This is a genomic window from Dethiobacter alkaliphilus AHT 1 (assembly GCF_000174415.1).
GTDB lineage: Bacteria > Bacillota > Dethiobacteria > Dethiobacterales > Dethiobacteraceae > Dethiobacter > Dethiobacter alkaliphilus.
The window spans coordinates 171,178-189,741 of sequence record NZ_ACJM01000002.1 but is presented as its reverse complement, the minus strand read 5'-3'; the positions used below and the strand labels follow the sequence as shown (position 1 = coordinate 189,741).

The following is an 18,564-nucleotide window of genomic DNA, read 5'->3' as shown; positions in this document are numbered from 1 at the left end:
AGGGATAGCCTATGAAACGGATTCGTATTAAAGAGGAACACTGTATGGGCTGCCGCCTGTGTGAGATCCATTGTATTGCAGCACACAGTGCTTACCGTTATGATTTGGTGAGAACATTCAAGCGTGATAAGAATCGTCCTTCACCGCGCATTATGATTGAACAAAGCGGTCATACCTGCTTTGCTCTGCCATGCCGGCATTGTGAGGAAGCAAACTGCGTAAAGGCCTGTATCAGCGGCTCCATGACCAAAGATTTGCAAAGCGGCCTGGTAACAAATGATTCAGAACGTTGTGTAGGTTGCTGGACGTGCATTGCCGCTTGTCCTTATGGGGTCATCACCCGTGAGGGAAAAAAGATTAGTGTGGCTGCCAAGTGTGATTTATGCGGGGATAAGCCGGTATGCGTCCAACAATGTCCCAACGAGGCTCTGGTATGTGATGATCAGGAGGAGGGAGCATAATGAAGCATGTTATAATCGGTAACTCCACCGCAGCCGTTGGTGCGGTGGAGGGTATACGCAGAAGTGACCAGGACAGTTCCATTACCGTTATTTCTTCAGAACCTCATCACACCTATTCCCGTCCCCTGATTTCCTATTATTTGTCGGGAAAGGTTGATTCCGCCGGAATGGCCTATCGTCCGCCCGGTTTTTATCAGGAAAATAAGGTTACTACCTTACTTGGGAAAACGGCGGAATCCATCGATGTGGAAGGTAAAACAGTCCGTCTCTCCGGAGGAAAGTGTATTGCCTATGACAGGCTCCTGATAGCCACCGGCAGCCGGCCGTCCGGCTTAGATATTGAAGGCATTACCAAAAAGAACGTCTTCTCCTTTTATACTCTGGATGACTCCCGGAAACTGCAGCACTATATCCGGCCCGAAATGTCCGCCGTTGTTCTGGGCGCCGGGCTTACGGCCTTAAAAGCAGCTGAAGCGTTGGTTTCGCTGGGAGTAAAGACGACGCTTGTTGTGCGCAGCCGTATTTTGCGGAATTTCCTGGACACAAAGGCAGCTGAACAGCTTACCGCTCACCTAAAGCATTGCGGTCTTCATTTAGTTTGCGGCAGCGAACCCGAGGCTGTTTTAGGGAAAAGCGCGGCAGAAGCGGTTCAGTTGAGAGACGGCCGGGTTCTACCCTGTGATCTGGTGATTAGCTCCATCGGTATACAGCCTAATACTGAAATTGTCCGCGACAAATTGGAAACAGATTACGGTATTCTGGTTGATCAGGGGATGCGAACCTCCGCTGACCACATTTATGCCGCAGGTGATGTGGCCCAGGGCTATGATTTGCTCAGTGAGCAGCGGCGGGTGATTCCACTGTTGCCCGTGGCTTATGGTCAGGGGGAAGTGGCGGGACGGAACATGGCAGGCGAGAACGCCGTTTATACGGGTATGGGTATGAATGCAGTAAGTTTTTTCGGTTTACCGGTAATCAGTGCAGGGCAAATTGAGGCAAATGAGGGAGAAGAGGTTTCTCTGACCCAGGATGCGGAAGGCGGTAAAATTTATCGCAAGCTTATTTTTCGGGAAAACAGACTTACCGGTTATGTATTAATGGAGCAGATCGACAGGGCCGGTATTCTGACCTGGCTTATCCGTGAAAAAATTGATGTGACATCGTTTAAAGAAAGCCTGCTGGCCGGGACATTTAATCACGCCCACCTGCCGGAAGAAATACGCAGGAAAAAGGTAGCCGTTGCCGGGTAATTTTAAGCATTGATAAAAAGGAGGGGTTAATGTGGTTACCATCGATGCCAGGGGTGTTTACTATATGCAGTTAAACAAGCGGATCCGCCAAGCACTACGGGACGGGGCTGAGGAAATTCTGCTCAAAAATGTAAACGGGCAGCGCTATATTGCCGACGCCATCCGTGGAAATTATAAGCTGACCATCCAGGGCATTGCCGGCAATGATCTGGCTGCCTATATGGATGGGCCGGAAGTTGTGGTGCAGGGCAATACTCAGGATGCGGTGGCAAATACCATGAATGGCGGATCAATTATCATTCATGGTGATGCCGGTGACACTTTGGGGTATGCCATGCGCGGCGGTGAAGTTTTTGTGCGCGGCAATGTTGGCTACCGGGTGGGGATTCATATGAAAGAATTTAGAGAGCAGGTTCCTAAAATCGTTGTGGGCGGCAAAACCGGTGACTTTTTAGGTGAATATATGGCCGGGGGTATCATTGTGGTGTTGGGAATGCCCGACGGCCAGGATTCAGTGGGGAATTACTGCGGTACCGGTATGCATGGCGGTGTCATGTATATCCGAGGAGATGTACCCGACTACAAGTTAGGCCGGGAAGTGCAAAAGTCACAACCATCTCAAAGGGAGCGGGAGTTTTTGCAGGAAACACAGGACCGTTATTCACGCTATTTCCAGACAAATCTGCCGGGGCTGGATGAGCTGCCTTTTACCAAACTGGCTCCTGTTGGGAGTCGTCCATATGGGAACATGTATGTAAAATATTAAGCTGCCGGGCGCACTGTTGTGCGCCTTTTGCTTTTGCTTATTTCCCTGCAAAGCAGGAGAAGTGTCTTTGCAGGTCGAAATCAATCGAAAATGAGGACGGAGGGGATTATATGCGCATTAAACTGCCCTTAACGGAATACGTATCTTATAGCTTTGAGGAACTTCTTGATATGGAGCTTAAACGGGCCTATCGTGGAGGACAGTCTTTTTCGCTGGCACTTGTGGCTTTTTCCACCGGGACCAGTGCAGGCCGTGCCGTGCGCATTCTGCAGGATACACTGCGGGATACGGATACCGTAATCCGTCACGGGGAAACAAGCTTTCTTGTGTTCATGCCCATGACCAACAAGGAGGGTGCAAGGTTTGTAATAGAGCGGCTGCAGCACGCCTTTGCTTCGGAGGATTACCTGGATGATGTGGCAGGTAACACAACATTTCGTGTTTCGTACATAACCTTTCCCGAAGATGGCGACAACAAAGAGCAGCTTTTGGAGTTGTTGTTAAATAACCTTTAACCAAAGAAGGGGGGAGGAAATTGACAACATTGTGGCAGGGGTTCTGGCAGGTTGCCGACCCCAAAATTTGGGTGGCGTCCACAGTGCCCATGGCCGTGGGAGGTGCCCTGGCATATGGCCTTACCGGCCAGTTTAGCTGGTATTGGTTTCTCATAAGCATGCTGGGGGTATTCCTTATTGAAATCGGCAAAAACGCCGCCAATGACCTGGTGGACTATGAAAGCGGCGTGGATTTAATGGTGGCACCTGACAAACGTACCCCGTTTAGCGGTGGTAAACGGGCCATTGTGGACGGCAACCTTACCTTATCTCAGGCCAGATGGATTACTCTGGCCACTTTGGCAGCAGGAAGTTTAATTGGTTTTTACATTGCTTTTATGAGGGAGCCCGGCATTTTATGGATTGGTTTAAGCGGATTGTTTTTTGCCGCAGCGTACAGCCTCCCTCCGTTTAAACTGGCGTATAGGGGCTTGGGTGAAGCGGTGGTGGGCGTTACCTTTGGGCCGCTGATTGTGTCGGGGACATTTCTGGTTCAGGCTCATTTTCTGTCCTGGGAAGTTATTCTGGCATCGCTTCCCATTGGTTTATTAATTGCCAATGTACTTTTCATAAATCAGTATCCCGACTATGAAGCCGATTTACAGGGCAATAAACGCAACTGGGTGGTACGCCTTGGCAAAACAAAAGGGTTAAGCATTTATAAAGCCTTGTTCGCCGGCACCTACCTTTCCTTTGTGGGCCTGTTTGCAACCACCCTTAATCCTTTCTGGCTTATGTCTTTTGTGAGCCTGCCGCTGGTTATTCAGGCTGTTGGCGCAGCGGCCAGGTACAGTGAAGATATCCCTAAGATGATAGTGGCCAATGCCAACACAATAAAAACATATCAGCTGACCGGACTTACCATGGTTTTGGCAGCCATTCTCACCCGCTTTTTTGTCTAAACGTCCTTTGGGGGACGATTTTTTTTTGCTGTAAAAAACTAATCTGTGCACCTTTCTTGTTTCTCAGGGGAATATGCATAAATTGGGAAGGAAAAAGATATAATAATGCAACCGATGTATAGACGAATAGGGTGAGAGAATGACTGAAGAAACTTATTTACAGGATGAAGATAAGCCCTCGGAGGCTGAACAGGCTTTTAGTTCCACCACCAGCAAAAAAAACCTAAGTGGTGTGCGGGGACGTGCTTCCCGGACGGGGCGCAAAGGTGCAGTGATGACCCCCGTTGATTTTTTGCGGGGAAAAGACAAAAAAGCATACATGCAAAACAGTGAGGTGAAGGTGTATAATATGTACGAAGAAAAGGTAATGCCCTATGAGGAATTTAAGGAACTACCCATTGAAAAACAAGTGGTTTTGATGACCAAATGGCGGGATGAAGTAGGTACCAACAATATTATTAAAGATATGAAAATTTCCCGTAAAAAGTTTTATAGTGATGTTTTAAAAAGTCTGGGAATAGAAACCAAACCCCGCGGCCGACGGCCTAAAAAAGAAACTGAGGAAACTTCCGTTACTGACCGGACAGATACTGAAACCTCTGTGGAACTCACACCGACGGCACCGTCAGGAGAGAATACTTTTATCATTTCTTTTAACGGCCGCCTGTCAGGACACGCCCTGGCTAACCGCCTGGCCCGCCTGGCGCGAATCATTGACGGTGACGGAACCTATGAGATTAATGTGGAAGTTAGGGAAACAAATACTGTTTAAGCTATAAAAAAGGCGAAACCTAATTGCTAGGTTTCGCCTTTCTTATACTTTGGCAATGTTTCGGCCATAGAAGATTTCCATCATCTCTTTTTTCAGCCGTTGTTTAATTTTTCTCCGCTCACTGGGGGCTAAGTCTTTTTTGGAAATGCCGAAGAGATAGTTATCCAGATCAAATTCCTTAAGCAGCATCTTAGTGTGAAAAATGCTTTCCTGATAAACATTTACATCAATGGCATGGTATTTTTCTTTGGTACTGCCGGGAATATAATTCTGAATGGAATTGATTTTATGGTCGATAAAGTATTTTCTGCCGTTTACATCACGGGTAAACCCGCGTACCCGGTAATCCATGGTCATAATGTCTGATTCAAAGCTGTGTATCAGATAGTTCAGCGCTTTTAGCGGTGAAATGTGCCCACAGGTTGAAACATCAATATCGGCCCGGAATGTGCTGATGCCGTCGTCGGGATGACTTTCAGGGTAAGTGTGTACCGTAATATGGCTTTTGTCCAGATGTCCCACCAGGGAGTTAGGCAGCGGGCCCGGCGATTCGTTCTCCGACTGCTCATTGTATTCATCGCCTTCGGAAATAAGAATGGTAACACTGGCGCCCTGGGGTTCATAATCCTGCTTGGCAATGTTTAAGATATTGGCACCGATAATATCGGAAACATTGGTGAGGATGCTGGTGAGCCTTTCGGCGTTATACTGCTCATCAATGTATTCGATGTAACCTTTGCGGTCTTCGTCGGTCTTGGCATAACAGATATCGTACATATTAAAACTCAAGGACTTTGTCAGATTATTAAACCCGTAAAGCTTGAGCTTTTTAAATGATTTAATTTCCATTGGTCACTCCTAAAATTTTTTTATAGTTTTCCTCGCACTGTTTATTATAAACGCAATTTCTCCCATACACAAGGTTACGCTATTTTTTGCAAGACAAATTTAAGCGCTTTAAAATTTAAAAGATAGGAAATGCTATTAATAACACAAAACAGGTGGGAGATAATATGTTACTTTCATGGAAACAAAAGTCAGCAGAACGAAAACAGCAGGACGTGGATGTGCGGGAAGCGTTTATCATCTGGGACATCCTTAATTCCAAATATATGATGATGGAAAAACTGCAGATTTGGGAAGACTTTGCCCATGACAAGGATCTGGTAGCGGCTTTGCGCATTATAAAAAAGCCGGTTCTCAAGAACATTCATATCCTGGAGAAAATGATGGAGCGATTTTCCATTGATTCACCGGACCGTAACCGCAGTGCCACAAACACACCCATCAACCCCAAAGTGGTGACAGATGAATACATAGCGATGGATACGTTTTTTCATATGCAGGAACATGTTGAAAACCTGTTAAAAGCACTGCGCAATACTGTAACAAACGATTTGGTGCGTAAAACCATAAAAAAAATGGCCATCCGGACCATTAATGAAGCGGATACTTTTGTCGTTTATCTAAAAGCTAAGGGCTGGTTTTCGCAGCCACCAGCCTATCGTAATCTGCCCGCCGACATCAAGGAGGACATAAGCCTGTGTGCTGTGTCTAACCTCTGGGATCATCTTACTTATCGTTATGATAACAGAAAAACCACAGAAATTTTTTATAAAGCTGTCCATGATGTGGACTTTAAGTTGGTTCTGCATTTAGGCAGTAAGCAGTTAAACAGCCAAATAGCTGCTTTGGAGAAAGAGCTGAAAAGATACGGCATCCCCATGCCCAAAAGGCCGGGTAAATTTACGCAAACGTTTAGTGATTTGCAAATCTTAGATGATGACCACATTTACCGTGTACTATTAGCTTCAATACAAGGGGCTGCAATTTTACATGCCCAGTCTTTTAAAGAATGTGCATCCACAGACCGGGTCCGCGGGATTTTCAAGCAGCTTCTCATTGAGGAAATTAACATGCTGGACAAGTTTATGAAAATCGGCAAATTAAAGGGTTGGCTAAATCCCGCTCCTACCTATGGGCCGTAATTATTTCAAAAGGGTTTAGTGCAAAAAAAGGTCCGCCTGTCCTCGCAGAGGGTCCCTGTTTTGCGCTGTGAGACTCCGGGAGATGTCCCCGGAGTCTTTTTTTGCTAGGGAGTTTGCGATGCCCGGTGGGCGTTTACCACTCCGGCTCCCTGGTCGTTTTCGCCGTAACCCGTAAGGGGGTTGGCTGTTTCCGTCAGGAGATTTTTTATTTGATCCGGTGTGAGGAAGGGGTTCTGCTGCAGAAGTTGGGCGATGACTCCGGCGCAGACCGGTGTGGCCATGGAGGTGCCGGAGAGGCTTGTGTGCCAGTTGTCTATCCGTGCATCTCTGTTTTGTTTATCAATGGTGGAACCGGGTGAGCGCAGGGCAGTTATCTGTACTCCCGGTGCACAAACATCGGGTTTTACCAGACCGTCGATGGTGGGCCCCCGGCTGGAGAATTCTGCAACAAAGCCTTCTTCGTTGGGATTCCTGTCATTTATGGCTCCTACGGTAAGAATACCGGGCTCTATGGCCGGTGAGTTAATGGTGCGGGGCTGGGGCCCGCTGTTGCCCGCTGCAGCACAGACCACAATGCCCGCTTCCCAGGCCCGGACTGCTGCCTGGCAGACCGGGTCATCCCGGTGGGATTGGTAAGCATTGCTGCCCAGCGACAGATTAATTATCCGGATACTAAGGCGCTCCTTGTTTTGAACGCACCAACCAATCCCCTCAATAACGGTGGAGAGGCTGCCGGAGCCAGATTTATTTAAGACTTTCACGCCAACCAGTCCTGCTTCCGGTGCCGGCCCTTTATACTTACCGTTTGACTCACTTCCGGATGCTGCTGCACATCCTGCCACATGGGTGCCATGGCCGTTATCATCGTAGGGGTTGGTATCGTCGTTTATCAAGTCTTTGAAATCAAGAACACGATTTTGCAAATCCGGATGATTATAGATGCCTGTATCCAGCACCGCAATGACAATGCCTTTTCCCGTGTAACCCTCATCCCAGAGCCCGGGCGCGCCAACGGTGGGGGACGCCGCGTCCAGCACGGCATGAACTTCACCGTCATGCCAGATTTTCTTTACATTTTTGTTGCGAAGCAGTTTCTCTAGTTGCTCCGTTGTTACCTCGGAGGCAAAAGCGTCAATAACCTGGAGATTTTTCTTTAGCTTGCATCCTGTTTCCTCGGCCAGGGAGTAGGTGGAAATGGCATGAACTGCATATTTTTCCAGTTGCACAATAATGGGGAATTTCTTCCACCTACGAGTCAGCTTACCAATGGATTTTTGCAGAAAACAGGGGGTAAGACGGGTAGGACGGTAACAGTCCAAAACCCGTTTACGTAATTCCGGGCAAATTTTTGTCCCATATCCCCGCATCCAATTAACATCCTGAAAAATCATAAAAAAATCCCTCCGTCAAATTGTTACAATACAATATGTTGCAACGAAAGGGATTGCGATAGATTTGTAACAGACAGACGACAAAAAGGCAGATATTTTTCCATCAAAGGGAGTATGGACGATTGCAGGTTTTTATATATAATAGTATTTGATAGTATTTGGACAAGCAGAATAATAATGGAAGGATGCATAAAAATAATGCGAAAAATAATTTGGTTATTTATTTTATTGTTATTGTTATTTTTGGTTAGCGGTTGTGGGGAAACCTTTCCTGCTCCCGAAGATACTCTTTTGGAGTTTACAGAACTGTGGGATGCAGGTGAGTACGAAAAGATGTATGAGCTTTTGTCTGAAGAGTCACAAAGTTTTCATGATTTGGATGTGTTTGTTTCACGCTATGACAATATCTCCACCGGCTTGGTTTTACAAAGCCTGACATTGCAGGAAGTTGAGATTCCCGAGGAGGAGGAGGAGAACTCCGAGCAGAAGAGTGTGAGCTACACCCTTTTTTTTGAAACCGGAACCGTCCCCCAATTTACCCAGGAATACCATATTACCCTGCAAAAAGGGGAAGAGAAGTGGCTCATGGACTGGGAACATGAACATATTTTAACCGGGCTTACAGCCGATACCAGTGTCAGGGTAAGCCGTGATTTCCCACAAAGGGGAGGGTTTTATGACAGAAACAACACCCCTCTGGTTTATCGGGGACAGGTGAGGGAAGTGGGTGTTGTACCCGGTCGTATCGGGGACGAAGAAGCTCTGTTGTCCGGCCTGGCCGAAATATTGCAGATAAGCGAAGAGAGGATTAATGCGGCTTATACCCAGTCCTGGGTGCAGCCGGATATGTTTGTGCCCATCCAGCGCGTCACCGAGGATTTCTGGCAGGAAAACCAGGATGAACTCTTGGCACTGCAGGGGATTTTGGTTAACCGGGCAGAAAGCCGGGTTTATGATTTACCCGTTTCCCATGGACCGGCAATCGGTCATTTGTCCGAAATCACCGCCGAGACATTGGAAGAGTTAAAGGAAGCGGGATATCGGGCCGGAGATTATGTGGGCAGTATTGGTTTGGAAGCTTTTTTTGAAGAGCGTCTGGCAGGAAGTATCGGGTTTAGTATCACCATCAATAATGAAGAAAACGAAGCTATACATACTGTGGCGGAAAAAGCGGCAGTGGATGGTGAGGATATTGAGTTAACGCTGGATAAAGATCTGGTTAGGGCTGTGGACTGGGCATTGGGCCGCTACAACGGCAGTGTCCTGATTCTGGATGCAGGCACCGGTGATATCCTGGCCATGGCCAGCAAACCCGGATTTGACAGTAATCTGTTCTCTCTGGGAATAACCCCGCAGCAGTTTAATGAACTGCGGGAACTGGACAGTCCGTTTACAAATCGGGTACTGCGTACCCCTCATCCTCCCGGTTCGGTATTTAAGGCTATAACCGCTAAAATGGCGCTGGAAGCAGAAGTGTTTGATCCCGATGAGGCCTGGAACACTCCCCGCCAGTGGCAGAAAGATGCCGGTTGGGGTAGCTACCATGTCAGAAGGGTTGACAGGCCCGAAGGAGAAATTGATTTGCGCAAGGCCATGAAATGGTCTGATAATGTATATTTTGCTGATTTAAGCCTGAAGATCGGTTGGGATAAGTTTGAAGAGTATGCTCAAAGACTGGGATTTGGCGAAGTTCCGCCACATCTGCCAATGCGTGCTTCGCAGGTTATCTCCTCCAGCCCGCGTGAAACTTTGCTTGCCGATTCGGGGTATGGGCAGGGGGAACTGCAGGTCACACCGCTTCATATGGGTTTAATGATAGCCGCTATTTCCCGCGGTGACGGTAATCTGCCACAGCCCAGAATTACCATGGGTGACGATACGGGCATTTGGCAGGAAACCGGCTTTTCTGCAGAGAATATTGCACTGGTTGATGAAACACTACAGGCAGCGGTTCAGGATGAAGACGCACTGGCTTATATCAGTAACTCCTCATCCCTGGGACTGCGTGGAAAAACAGGGACTGCGCAGATAACTGAGGAGAAGCAGATTGGCTGGTTTGTCAGTTATTTTGATGACTATGTGATTGTGGTGGCGTTGGAAGGCGACAGTTCAATTACAAGCCGGGAGGCTGTTAGTGTGAGTGAACGAATACTTGAATACGGGTTTTAAACTGGTATAAAATAAGCATATAACATAACGGGAGGCAAGCGTCATGGGTTTAATTGATCATGTGGCGGCAGTTTTTAAGTCTTCGTCTGAGGATGCGGAAATGATTGGTGAAACAACGAGTTTAATCAGGCACATGGAGGATGAACTAAGGTTCCTCAGCAAAAATGATCCACAGCAATTTGCTGCTTTGACCAGGGAGCAATATGTGATAATTGTGCAAAGCATAATATTAAAAAAAGCACCACAGCTATCCAATGAAAAGAGAATGCAGTGTATTGCACAGGCTCGCAGGTTGTATGACAGTATAAAAGAAACTCTGCATTAAGAAATGGTCCCGGAGCCTAAGCTCCGGGACCATTTTGGTATCAGCGTACTTCTTTGGTTGTGTTTTCGTGGTGTCGGCTGTTAGTTAGCAGGGTGGCAACCAAGGCAATCTGCTTCGTAGCTGGCATCATCGAACGGGAACATTTCGTCATGGGACGGAACAATATCGTCGTGGCAACCCAGGCAGTATTCAAAATTCCCGGTGGTGCCGTGAGGCGTAACAATCTCTCCACCATGGCACAGCATACAGTCATCAAAATACCCGAAGAGATCTTCGTGGAATTCGATTTCATTTCTGTGGCAGACATCGCAAGTATCTTCATAACGTGGCCCCAAGTCATGGCTTTCCAAAACCGGGCCTGCTACAGCCTGCTTTGGAGCCAGAATTACCCCTCTAACCAGGAAACCGAACAGAACCATTACCACAAGTGAAAAAATTAAAAACTGCGTTGTTTTCTTATCCATAAGTACCTCCTCATTGGAAAAGATTAAAAATGATACCAAGAAATAAATATTCTACCTTTCGGTGGATTAACCCTGCAAATAAGTTAAAAATTTTAAATTTTTTTGACGAAAATTTGAACGGTATATACTGGTGGTGTATGGCAACCATATTAGAAAGGCACGGTTCCTCTACGCGTGCTTTTCTATACCGGTTTCATTAGCAGCTTCGCAAACTGTGAAGCGCTATAATTTCCGGTATAAAAAAAGTCTATTGAAAGGGGTTGTCCGTATGTCAAATATTACTGCCAGCTTGCTTATTGGTCGTTCTTCAACTAAAGATGGTATCTATGCTACACACAGTATGTATCTCATCGAAGAGGAAAAACCCGTTTGGTTTTTGCAGGAAACGGGAATTGAGCAAACGGAGTTAAACGGTTCCTGTGTGACCTGGGTTCCCCGCAGTGACAGCGTGCTGGAAGACGGTTTAATGATGATTGCTTTGTATGTGGTGAAAAACAAAGACTTTGTGGACCTGGCAGAAAGGTATATTCACGGTGTGGGAGGAGACAAGGCTGACCTGAACGCCGATGTCAAAAAAGAAAATCTTGAAGAGTTGAGGAATAAATGCCGCAACCTGAACTTTGGCAAAAAAGTTGCCATAACAGTGCTGGAAGGGTCGGCAATCAGCGGCCAACTGCCTGTGCTGGAGGATTACCGTTTACCGGTGGAAGTTTGCATTCCCCAATACGTCAGGCGCCCCAAAGATCAGGGCTATGATTATACTGTGACCGGTTCCCTGCGCACCCAAAGAGATATGCCCCAGCTGCAGCACTGAATATAAGGCCAAAATTTGATTAAAAAAAAAGGAATTGGGCATATTGGCAAGAATAGCATAAAGATGGGAGGTGAGAACCATTAGTGTAGAAAACTCAGCCAAAGAATTGGCAAATGCAATTAAAGAGACCGAAGAATACGCCAACCTTAATGCGGCTCATGCCCGAATTAAGCTTGACCCTGCAGCCCAGGAACTGGTTTCCGAAATGGAACAAAGCCAGCAAAAGCTTCAGCAGGCTCAGTCTCAGGGAATTCCCCCGGGACAGGAAGATATCCAGCAAATGCAGCTGGCACAGCAGAAGGCAATGCAAAATGAAACACTTAAGCAGTTGTTTCAGGCCCAGGAAGCGTTTGGCAAAGTTATGGAAGAGGCTAATAAGGTCATTAGCCAGGAATTATTCAGCTAAAAAAGAAGTCTGTGTCGCCATATGGTGCACAGGCTTTTTTTGTTTTTCCTTGTTGTCTGAAAATATTTGGCCCTACAAGCAGGAAAAATCACAAGGCAGGTAGAATCGAATATATGGCTGAAAAGCTGAATATATACTTAAAAAAGAGAGGAGAGGGTTTAATGAAGAAAAAATGGACGATGTTCATAACGCTGATCTTTGTTGTTGCCGTTATGGTGACTGCACTGACAGGTTGTGGCGAAGGAAACGGGAATGTAAACGGTGATAACAATGATACCGGAGATGCTTCCCCCAGTTTCATCAGCATTGCTTCCGGTAGCCCCGGTGGCGCGTACTTCCCCCTGGGTGCAGGGATGGCCAAGGTTATTACAGACAATGTTGAAGGTGTTTTTGCTCAGTCCGAATCCACCGGCGCATCGGTAGAAAACTCCCGTTTGGTAGGCAGTGGTGCTTCCGAAATGGGTATGGCCATGGCCAACGTTGCCTATGACGCATACGCAGGCCAGGGAGATTTTGACGGGGATCAGCAGGACGTAGTTGCTTTGTTCTCCATGTATCCCGCAGCACAGCATCTGATTGTAGGTGCCGATTCCGATATTTACTCCGTAGAAGATCTGGTAGGCAAAACCGTTAGCGTTGACGCTGCAGGCAGCGGCGCAGAAGTAACTTCCTACATCATTCTGGAAGCTGCAGGAATCCGTGATGAAGTAAATACACGGAACTTCTCCCAGCCTGAAGCAGCCGATGCCCTAAAAGACGGGCAGGTAGATGCGGTATTCTATAACTTCGCCCATCCCGGCGCTGTTGTGGAAGAAATTATGACAACCAAAGACATTCGCTTCATCCCCATCGAAGATGAGCTCTTAGATGCCATCATCGCTGACTACCCGTACTTCACCAAAGGTGTTATCCCCGCCGGTGTATACGGCCTTGACGAAGATGTTAGCGCTTTGACTGTAGGTAACCTGATGTTGGTACATGCAGACATGGATGAAGACTTTGCCTATGCATTGGTTGAAGCCATGTTTAAGGAAGCTTCTCTTAATGAACTGGTGGGCATTCACCAGGTGGCAGGCCTGATGAACGTTCAGGATTCCGCCGTATCCCCCATTCCGCTGCATCCCGGTGCAGAGAGATTCTTTCAGGAGCAGTAATAGTACATCAGCATTTTCTTTTGAGATTGTCAGCAGAGAAGATAACGAAGTTTTAACTGTGATTCCTGTTGAAGCGGGAGAGGAAATTGAGTATAGTTATATTCACTCCTCCGACGGGACCCCGGTGGAGCAGTCCTTTATTGTAAAGGATGACGGCCTGCTTCATCTGGTGGAAGAGCGCTATGCCTGGTATGGTGCCGGGCTGGAATTTGGTTCCGGCCTGGATGTGGATACAACGGGGGACATGGTCCGGATTACCGGTTATGACCGTTCATTTGCCGAACTGCCCTTCCGGGTAGCGTGGACCGTCCCCCAGGAGTTTCAGATTCGGGACAAAAAAATATTGCTCTCGGACCTGGCGCCGGGTGGCACGTCTCTTTTGGTTCGGATTACAGTTAAGAAATAGCCCTGATGATGCAAGAACACCCTGCTCCCAGGGACTTATTTCCCCGGGGCAGGGTCTTTTTTCCACAAATAACAAAGCTTATATGAACTTATGCCGCAGCAAGCTATTAACTTGGGACGGTGATAGGAAGGAGTGGGTTCATGGTTATCCGCGATTACATGGATAAGGTTGCAGAAAGCAAATTCACCGAAGCTCTACAAGGCAAATATCGTCATTTTGAGGGTAACTGGCGTTTATTGGTCACCGTCTACGCAGCCCTTGTAGGCTTGTACCATATTTATACCGCCTATGCCGGCCCGCCATTTGCCCAGATGTTTAGGACATTAAACTTAACGATGATTTTTCCGCTGATTTTTATGCTATACCCTGCCAGCAGAAGGTCTGTACCGCACCGCCCACAGCTTTGGGATCTGGTTTGTATTCTGCTTACCTTTGTGGTAGGCCTAAATGTTCTTCTAAATTACGGTGCCATAGCCAGTAGGGCAGGGGCTCCTATTATGTCGGACATTGTGCTGGGTGGAGTATTGGTATTTTTGGTCATAGAAGCGGCCAGACGTACTGTAGGCTGGCCGATTATCGTGGTTGCAGTAACCTTTTTAATCTACGCCTATTTTGGTCAAAGCATGCCCGGTATCCTTATTCATCGAGGATATGATTTTTCACGCATTTTTCCATATCTGTACCTGACCGATGCCGGCATATTCGGCCTGCCCATGGGAGTTTATGCTAGGTTCATTATATTGTTTATTATTTTTGGCTCCTTTTTGGACAAATGTGGAGCAGGAGTGTTTTTTAAGGATTTATCTTTGGCTCTCACCGGAAAGTATGTTGGCGGGCCTGCTAAAGCCTCTGTTGTTTTTAGTGCCATGATTGGTTCTATTACCGGTAGTTCAACGGCCAACGTTGTTACCACCGGGACGTTTACTATCCCACTGATGAAGAAGTTGGGCTATGATCCGGCTTTTGCCGGAGGTGTGGAAGCGGATGCGTCCACCGGCGGCCAGATTCTGCCTCCTGTAATGGGTGCAGCAGCCTTTGTTATGGCGGAAATGATCGGAGTACCCTACCGCGACGTCATGGTAGCAGCTGCGTTTCCTGCCTTTATGTATTTTGCCACAACTTTTTTTATGATTCACTACCGGGCAAAAAAAGACGGCTTAGTGGGATTGCCTAAGTCTGAGCTGCCCAATATGTTTGAAACACTAAAAGGCGGTTTTTATTATTTTCTGCCGCTTTTCTTATTGGTATATATGTTGTTTGTGGGTCGTTCTCCGGCAAGTTCTGTGTTTTATGCCATTATCCTCACTGTCTTGCTCAGCTGGATCAAAAAAGAAACCCGCATGTATCCCAAAGATATCTTTGAAACAGTTTCCGACGGCGTTATCAAGGCCCTGGAGGTTGGTGCTGCCTGTGCCATAGCCGGTATCATTATCGGTATGGTCACCATGACAGGGCTGGGCCTAAAATTCTCCGGAATTATTGAGCAACTGGCCGGCGGCCAGTTATGGATGGCCTTGCCTCTGACCATGATTGCCTCGCTGTTATTGGGGATGGGGGTTCCCACCACAGCCAAGTACATTATCCTTGCTACCCTTGTTGCCCCGGCTCTTGTTAATCTGGGAGCTCCGCTCATGGCGGCTCACCTGTTCATACTTTACTTCGGAACGGATGCCGACATCACGCCTCCTGTAGGTCTGGCTGCCTATGCTGCTGCCGGACTGGCCGGCGCTGATCCGCTGCGAACGGGCTGGGAGGCGATGAAGATGGGGATAACGGCGTATATTATACCGTTTCTCATAATTTACTACCCGGCCATAATTCTTGATGCACCGCTGTCTGAAATGCTCATCGTGTTCCCCACGGTGTTTATCGCCTGCGGCTTGATGGGCGCTGCCATGCAGGGTTACTTTATTCGGGTAATGCCCTGGTGGCACAGAGCTGTTTTGGCTGTAGGGTGTGTACTTTTGATGAGTCCCACAATTATGTTAGATATAATCGGTGCTGCGCTGATTGCCCTGATTATGATTCTGGAATATATTGCCAAGCGCCGTGACGATATGTCCGAAGGGATCAGTGTAAGCTAACTTTAGTTTTTCAGAAGCCTGTCTGTGCAGCTGCACAGACAGGCTTTCTTTTTTTTTGGCTTTCTTAGTTGGCACTAATAATATAGAGCCAATTATCAATTGGACTATGAAAATAAGGCCAATATTGTGATTAAAATAACAGATAATTTGCGAAATAGTGAATAAGTGAACGATAACAAAAGTATTAATTAACTAAATAAAGCAGAACAGGATAAGTGGGTCAGCATACTATGGTATCAAAATAGCCAGTTATTTCGCCCCATGGTAAAATGTACTCAGAAAGGTCCAATTAGCCATATTGGATTACAAAGGGGTGAGCCAATCATGAATGTCAAACATAGAGCTCCTTTATATCTGGAGATAAAGAATCAGATTCTGAATGAAATAAATCATAATAATTTTAAGCCGGGGCAGAAAATGCCCACAGAAAGAGAGTTGGCCCGCAGGCTCAACACCAGTCGCAATACCGTCAGTCATGCTTACGATATGCTAATCAATGAAGGAGTACTGGTGGCCCACCAGGGAAGGGGCACATTTGTAAATTGTGTTGATCAGCCCAAGCGGCAGAAAATGCTGATGCAGGCCTTCGTGGAACGGGTGGATGATTTGCTGGACGATGTGCTCAGCGAGGGAATTACCACAGAATCATTTCTTTCCATGGTGCAGGAAAGGGTCGGACGTAAGGAAGAAATGATGCAAAACGTAAGAGCGGTTTTTGTGGAGTGCAACATTGAGCAGGCCCGGATTTTTTCCCGGGAAATCACGGAAATGACTCATTTGGGAACTATACCGGTAGTTTTATCCGCACTGCGACAGTATGACGAAAAGATGAAGAAAACCATCGCTGCAGCCAATTTTGTTTTTACCACCTTCAGCCACCTGACGGAAGTGCGTGAACTTATTGCCAATGAGAACAGTAATGTTTATGGTGTTGCCGTCCGCCCCTGCCTGGAGGGGATTGTAAAGATTGCCCAGTATTCGGGGGACACTAACTTTTGTTTAATCAGCACCTCCGAAGAGTTTTACAGTAAATTTAACCGCAATATGCAATCTGCCGGTCTGGCCGGCTTAAGTATCAGCCATACCATTACCAGGGTAACAGAAGAACTGGAAGCGATGATTGCCAATGCAGATGTAATAATCGTCTCACCCGGGAGGTATGAGGAAGTAAAGAAACTGGTGGCGGGAAAAAAAGAGGTAATAATTTTTAACACCACACTGGATCTGGGATCGGCAAAAGCGCTTTTGCCCCTTATCAGAGACGGTGGCGGTGAGGAAAAAAAGAATTAAAAATCAAAGGAGGGTCTATTTTGGCTATACCCGCACAAAAGCCATGTATGGAGATTGCTGTTAAGAATGAATGGTGCAAGGGTTGTGGAATCTGTGTTGATTTTTGCCCCAAAAATGTTTTGGCAATGAGTGAAGACAAAAAGGCATGTGTGGTGCATTCGGAAAATTGTGTGGCATGTAATAAGTGTGAGCTTTACTGCCCGGATTTTGCTATTCATGTAATTCCTCAGCCTGAAAGGAACTGGAAATATGAAACTGTGGCAAGGTAACGAGGCTTGTGTGGAAGGCGCAATTGCGGCAGGGGCCAGGTTTTATGCCGGCTATCCCATTACGCCTTCCACAGAAATTGCCGAAATTGCCTCCCGCAGGCTTCCTCCGCAGGGAGGAAAGTTCATCCAGATGGAAGATGAGATTGGTGGTATTGCCGCTATGATCGGGGCATCGGTGGGTGGAGCTAAGGCTTTTACAGCTACCAGCGGACCAGGGTTTTCCCTGATGCAGGAAAACCTCGGCTACGCTGCCATGGCAGAAATCCCCTGCGTGTTGGTAAATGTGCAGCGCATGGGTCCCAGCACCGGTGTGGCCACCGCGCCCGCCCAGGGCGATGTGATGCAGGCCCGCTGGGGAACACATGGGGACCATCCTGCTATTGTCCTTTGCCCCTCATCGGTGGAAGAAGTATATTATCTGACCATTGAGGCTTTTAATTTAAGCGAGATGCTCCGGCAGCCGGTGATTCTGTTAATGGATGAAGTGGTGGGGCACATGCGGGAAAACATAGCTGAACCGGACAGGACAAAGATTAGAGTAATTGATCGCAGCAAACCGGAACCGGACCAATTGTACCTGCCATATGCGGAAGATTCTGATGTATCGCCCTTCGCTCCCTTTGGTGAAGGATATGCTTACAACATCACCGGCCTGGCCCATGATGAGAAGGGTTTCCCCACCAATGACGGAGAGGTTGTGCGGCGTCTCTTGGACCGTCTTCATCAAAAGATAGAAAATAATCTCTCTGAACTTCCCGGCATCGAAGAAGCAGAAGCCGCTGATGCCGACCTGGTCATCCTCTGCTACGGCTGTACCGCCCGCCCCGCCCGGGAAGCGGTAAGGTTGGCCAGAGACAGTGGTTTGTCTGTAGGTTATGTTCGCCTCAGAACATTATGGCCCTTTCCATATGAAAGAATTGCTGCTCTTGCTGATAAGAAAAGCATCCTGGTGCCCGAAATGAATATGGGGCAAATCATCGGCGAAGTGGAAAGAGCAGTGAAGGGAAAAACGGAAGTAGTGGGCCTCTGGCGCTATGACGGAGAATTATTCAATCCGGAAGAGATACTGAAAAAGATAAGGGAAGTGATTTAAATCTAC

20 protein-coding genes are annotated in these 18,564 nt (G+C 47.3%); 17 read left to right on the top strand and 3 right to left on the bottom strand.

Going from position 1 to position 18,564, the window contains the following annotated elements:
• The first annotated feature begins 11 nt into the window (after positions 1–11).
• The 6 genes from DEALDRAFT_RS03070 to DEALDRAFT_RS03045 all read left to right on the top strand — a co-directional run bounded on the left by DEALDRAFT_RS03070 (position 12) and on the right by DEALDRAFT_RS03045 (position 4,705).
• Positions 12–461, top strand: a complete 450-nt coding sequence (locus DEALDRAFT_RS03070; protein ID WP_008514773.1) for a 4Fe-4S dicluster domain-containing protein — start codon at positions 12–14, stop codon at positions 459–461.
• Positions 461–1,711, top strand: coding sequence for an NAD(P)/FAD-dependent oxidoreductase (locus DEALDRAFT_RS03065; protein ID WP_008514771.1), 1,251 nt, complete (start codon positions 461–463; stop codon positions 1,709–1,711). Before DEALDRAFT_RS03070 ends, DEALDRAFT_RS03065 begins: the two co-directional genes overlap by 1 nt.
• A 31-nt stretch (positions 1,712–1,742) precedes the next feature.
• Positions 1,743–2,477 carry a GltB/FmdC/FwdC-like GXGXG domain-containing protein gene (locus DEALDRAFT_RS03060; RefSeq protein ID WP_008514770.1) on the top strand — a complete coding sequence of 245 codons (735 nt, stop codon included), beginning with the start codon at positions 1,743–1,745 and terminating at the stop codon, positions 2,475–2,477.
• A gap of 110 nt (positions 2,478–2,587) precedes the next feature.
• Positions 2,588–2,992 (top strand): diguanylate cyclase domain-containing protein, encoded by a 405-nt coding sequence (locus DEALDRAFT_RS03055; RefSeq protein ID WP_008514768.1) that lies wholly within the window; start codon positions 2,588–2,590, stop codon positions 2,990–2,992.
• A 20-nt stretch (positions 2,993–3,012) separates the two neighbouring features.
• Positions 3,013–3,933, top strand: a complete 921-nt coding sequence (locus DEALDRAFT_RS03050) for a prenyltransferase (RefSeq protein ID WP_008514766.1) — start codon at positions 3,013–3,015, stop codon at positions 3,931–3,933.
• Between the two features lie 139 nt (positions 3,934–4,072).
• Positions 4,073–4,705: a hypothetical protein gene (locus DEALDRAFT_RS03045; RefSeq protein ID WP_008514764.1), complete on the top strand. Its 633-nt coding sequence runs from the start codon at positions 4,073–4,075 to the stop codon at positions 4,703–4,705.
• A 42-nt stretch (positions 4,706–4,747) separates the two neighbouring features.
• On the opposite strand, the gene speD is transcribed toward DEALDRAFT_RS03045, so the two are convergent.
• On the bottom strand, positions 4,748–5,554 hold the full coding sequence (gene speD / locus DEALDRAFT_RS03040; protein ID WP_008514761.1) for an adenosylmethionine decarboxylase: 807 nt from the start codon (positions 5,552–5,554) through the stop codon (positions 4,748–4,750).
• A gap of 164 nt (positions 5,555–5,718) precedes the next feature.
• Here speD and DEALDRAFT_RS03035 point away from each other — a divergent pair, with 164 nt between their 5' ends.
• Complete coding sequence (locus DEALDRAFT_RS03035) at positions 5,719–6,693, top strand: DUF3231 family protein (RefSeq protein ID WP_008514759.1); 975 nt, start codon at positions 5,719–5,721, stop codon at positions 6,691–6,693.
• Between the two features lie 104 nt (positions 6,694–6,797).
• On the opposite strand, the gene DEALDRAFT_RS03030 is transcribed toward DEALDRAFT_RS03035, so the two are convergent.
• A complete protein-coding gene (locus DEALDRAFT_RS03030) occupies positions 6,798–8,084 on the bottom strand; it encodes a S8 family peptidase (protein WP_008514757.1) in 1,287 nt (428 codons plus the stop codon).
• Between the two features lie 198 nt (positions 8,085–8,282).
• Between DEALDRAFT_RS03030 and DEALDRAFT_RS03025 the strand changes: the two genes are divergently transcribed.
• Both DEALDRAFT_RS03025 and DEALDRAFT_RS03020 read left to right on the top strand, forming a co-directional pair.
• The gene (locus DEALDRAFT_RS03025; RefSeq protein WP_008514756.1) at positions 8,283–10,253 is read left to right on the top strand and encodes a penicillin-binding transpeptidase domain-containing protein; all 1,971 of its coding nucleotides are present in this window, start codon (positions 8,283–8,285) and stop codon (positions 10,251–10,253) included.
• A gap of 43 nt (positions 10,254–10,296) precedes the next feature.
• Positions 10,297–10,578, top strand: a complete 282-nt coding sequence (locus tag DEALDRAFT_RS03020; protein WP_008514753.1) for a hypothetical protein — start codon at positions 10,297–10,299, stop codon at positions 10,576–10,578.
• A gap of 80 nt (positions 10,579–10,658) precedes the next feature.
• Here DEALDRAFT_RS03020 and DEALDRAFT_RS03015 read toward each other — a convergent pair whose 3' ends face one another.
• Positions 10,659–11,042 (bottom strand): hypothetical protein, encoded by a 384-nt coding sequence (locus tag DEALDRAFT_RS03015; protein ID WP_008514751.1) that lies wholly within the window; start codon positions 11,040–11,042, stop codon positions 10,659–10,661.
• 268 nt (positions 11,043–11,310) lie between these two features.
• On the opposite strand from DEALDRAFT_RS03015, the gene DEALDRAFT_RS03010 reads away from it, so the two are divergent.
• The 8 genes from DEALDRAFT_RS03010 to DEALDRAFT_RS02975 all read left to right on the top strand — a co-directional run bounded on the left by DEALDRAFT_RS03010 (position 11,311) and on the right by DEALDRAFT_RS02975 (position 18,558).
• Positions 11,311–11,856 carry a hypothetical protein gene (locus tag DEALDRAFT_RS03010; protein WP_008514750.1) on the top strand — a complete coding sequence of 182 codons (546 nt, stop codon included), beginning with the start codon at positions 11,311–11,313 and terminating at the stop codon, positions 11,854–11,856.
• 70 nt (positions 11,857–11,926) lie between these two features.
• Entirely contained in the window at positions 11,927–12,262 is a 336-nt protein-coding gene (locus tag DEALDRAFT_RS03005) for a YlbF family regulator (protein WP_008514749.1), read from the top strand.
• Between the two features lie 161 nt (positions 12,263–12,423).
• On the top strand, positions 12,424–13,416 hold the full coding sequence (locus DEALDRAFT_RS03000) for a TAXI family TRAP transporter solute-binding subunit (protein ID WP_008514747.1): 993 nt from the start codon (positions 12,424–12,426) through the stop codon (positions 13,414–13,416).
• Between the two features lie 58 nt (positions 13,417–13,474).
• The gene (locus tag DEALDRAFT_RS02995) at positions 13,475–13,822 is read left to right on the top strand and encodes a DUF1850 domain-containing protein (protein ID WP_040378346.1); all 348 of its coding nucleotides are present in this window, start codon (positions 13,475–13,477) and stop codon (positions 13,820–13,822) included.
• A 140-nt stretch (positions 13,823–13,962) separates the two neighbouring features.
• Positions 13,963–15,906, top strand: coding sequence for a TRAP transporter permease (locus DEALDRAFT_RS02990; RefSeq protein ID WP_008514744.1), 1,944 nt, complete (start codon positions 13,963–13,965; stop codon positions 15,904–15,906).
• A 324-nt stretch (positions 15,907–16,230) separates the two neighbouring features.
• Positions 16,231–17,196, top strand: a complete 966-nt coding sequence (locus tag DEALDRAFT_RS02985; protein WP_008514742.1) for a GntR family transcriptional regulator — start codon at positions 16,231–16,233, stop codon at positions 17,194–17,196.
• A gap of 47 nt (positions 17,197–17,243) precedes the next feature.
• Positions 17,244–17,465, top strand: a complete 222-nt coding sequence (locus tag DEALDRAFT_RS17370) for a 4Fe-4S binding protein (protein WP_040378345.1) — start codon at positions 17,244–17,246, stop codon at positions 17,463–17,465.
• Positions 17,446–18,558 (top strand): 2-oxoacid:acceptor oxidoreductase subunit alpha, encoded by a 1,113-nt coding sequence (locus DEALDRAFT_RS02975; RefSeq protein WP_008514738.1) that lies wholly within the window; start codon positions 17,446–17,448, stop codon positions 18,556–18,558. The genes DEALDRAFT_RS17370 and DEALDRAFT_RS02975 overlap by 20 nt, the downstream gene beginning before the upstream one ends.
• Positions 18,559–18,564: the final 6 nt, after the last annotated feature.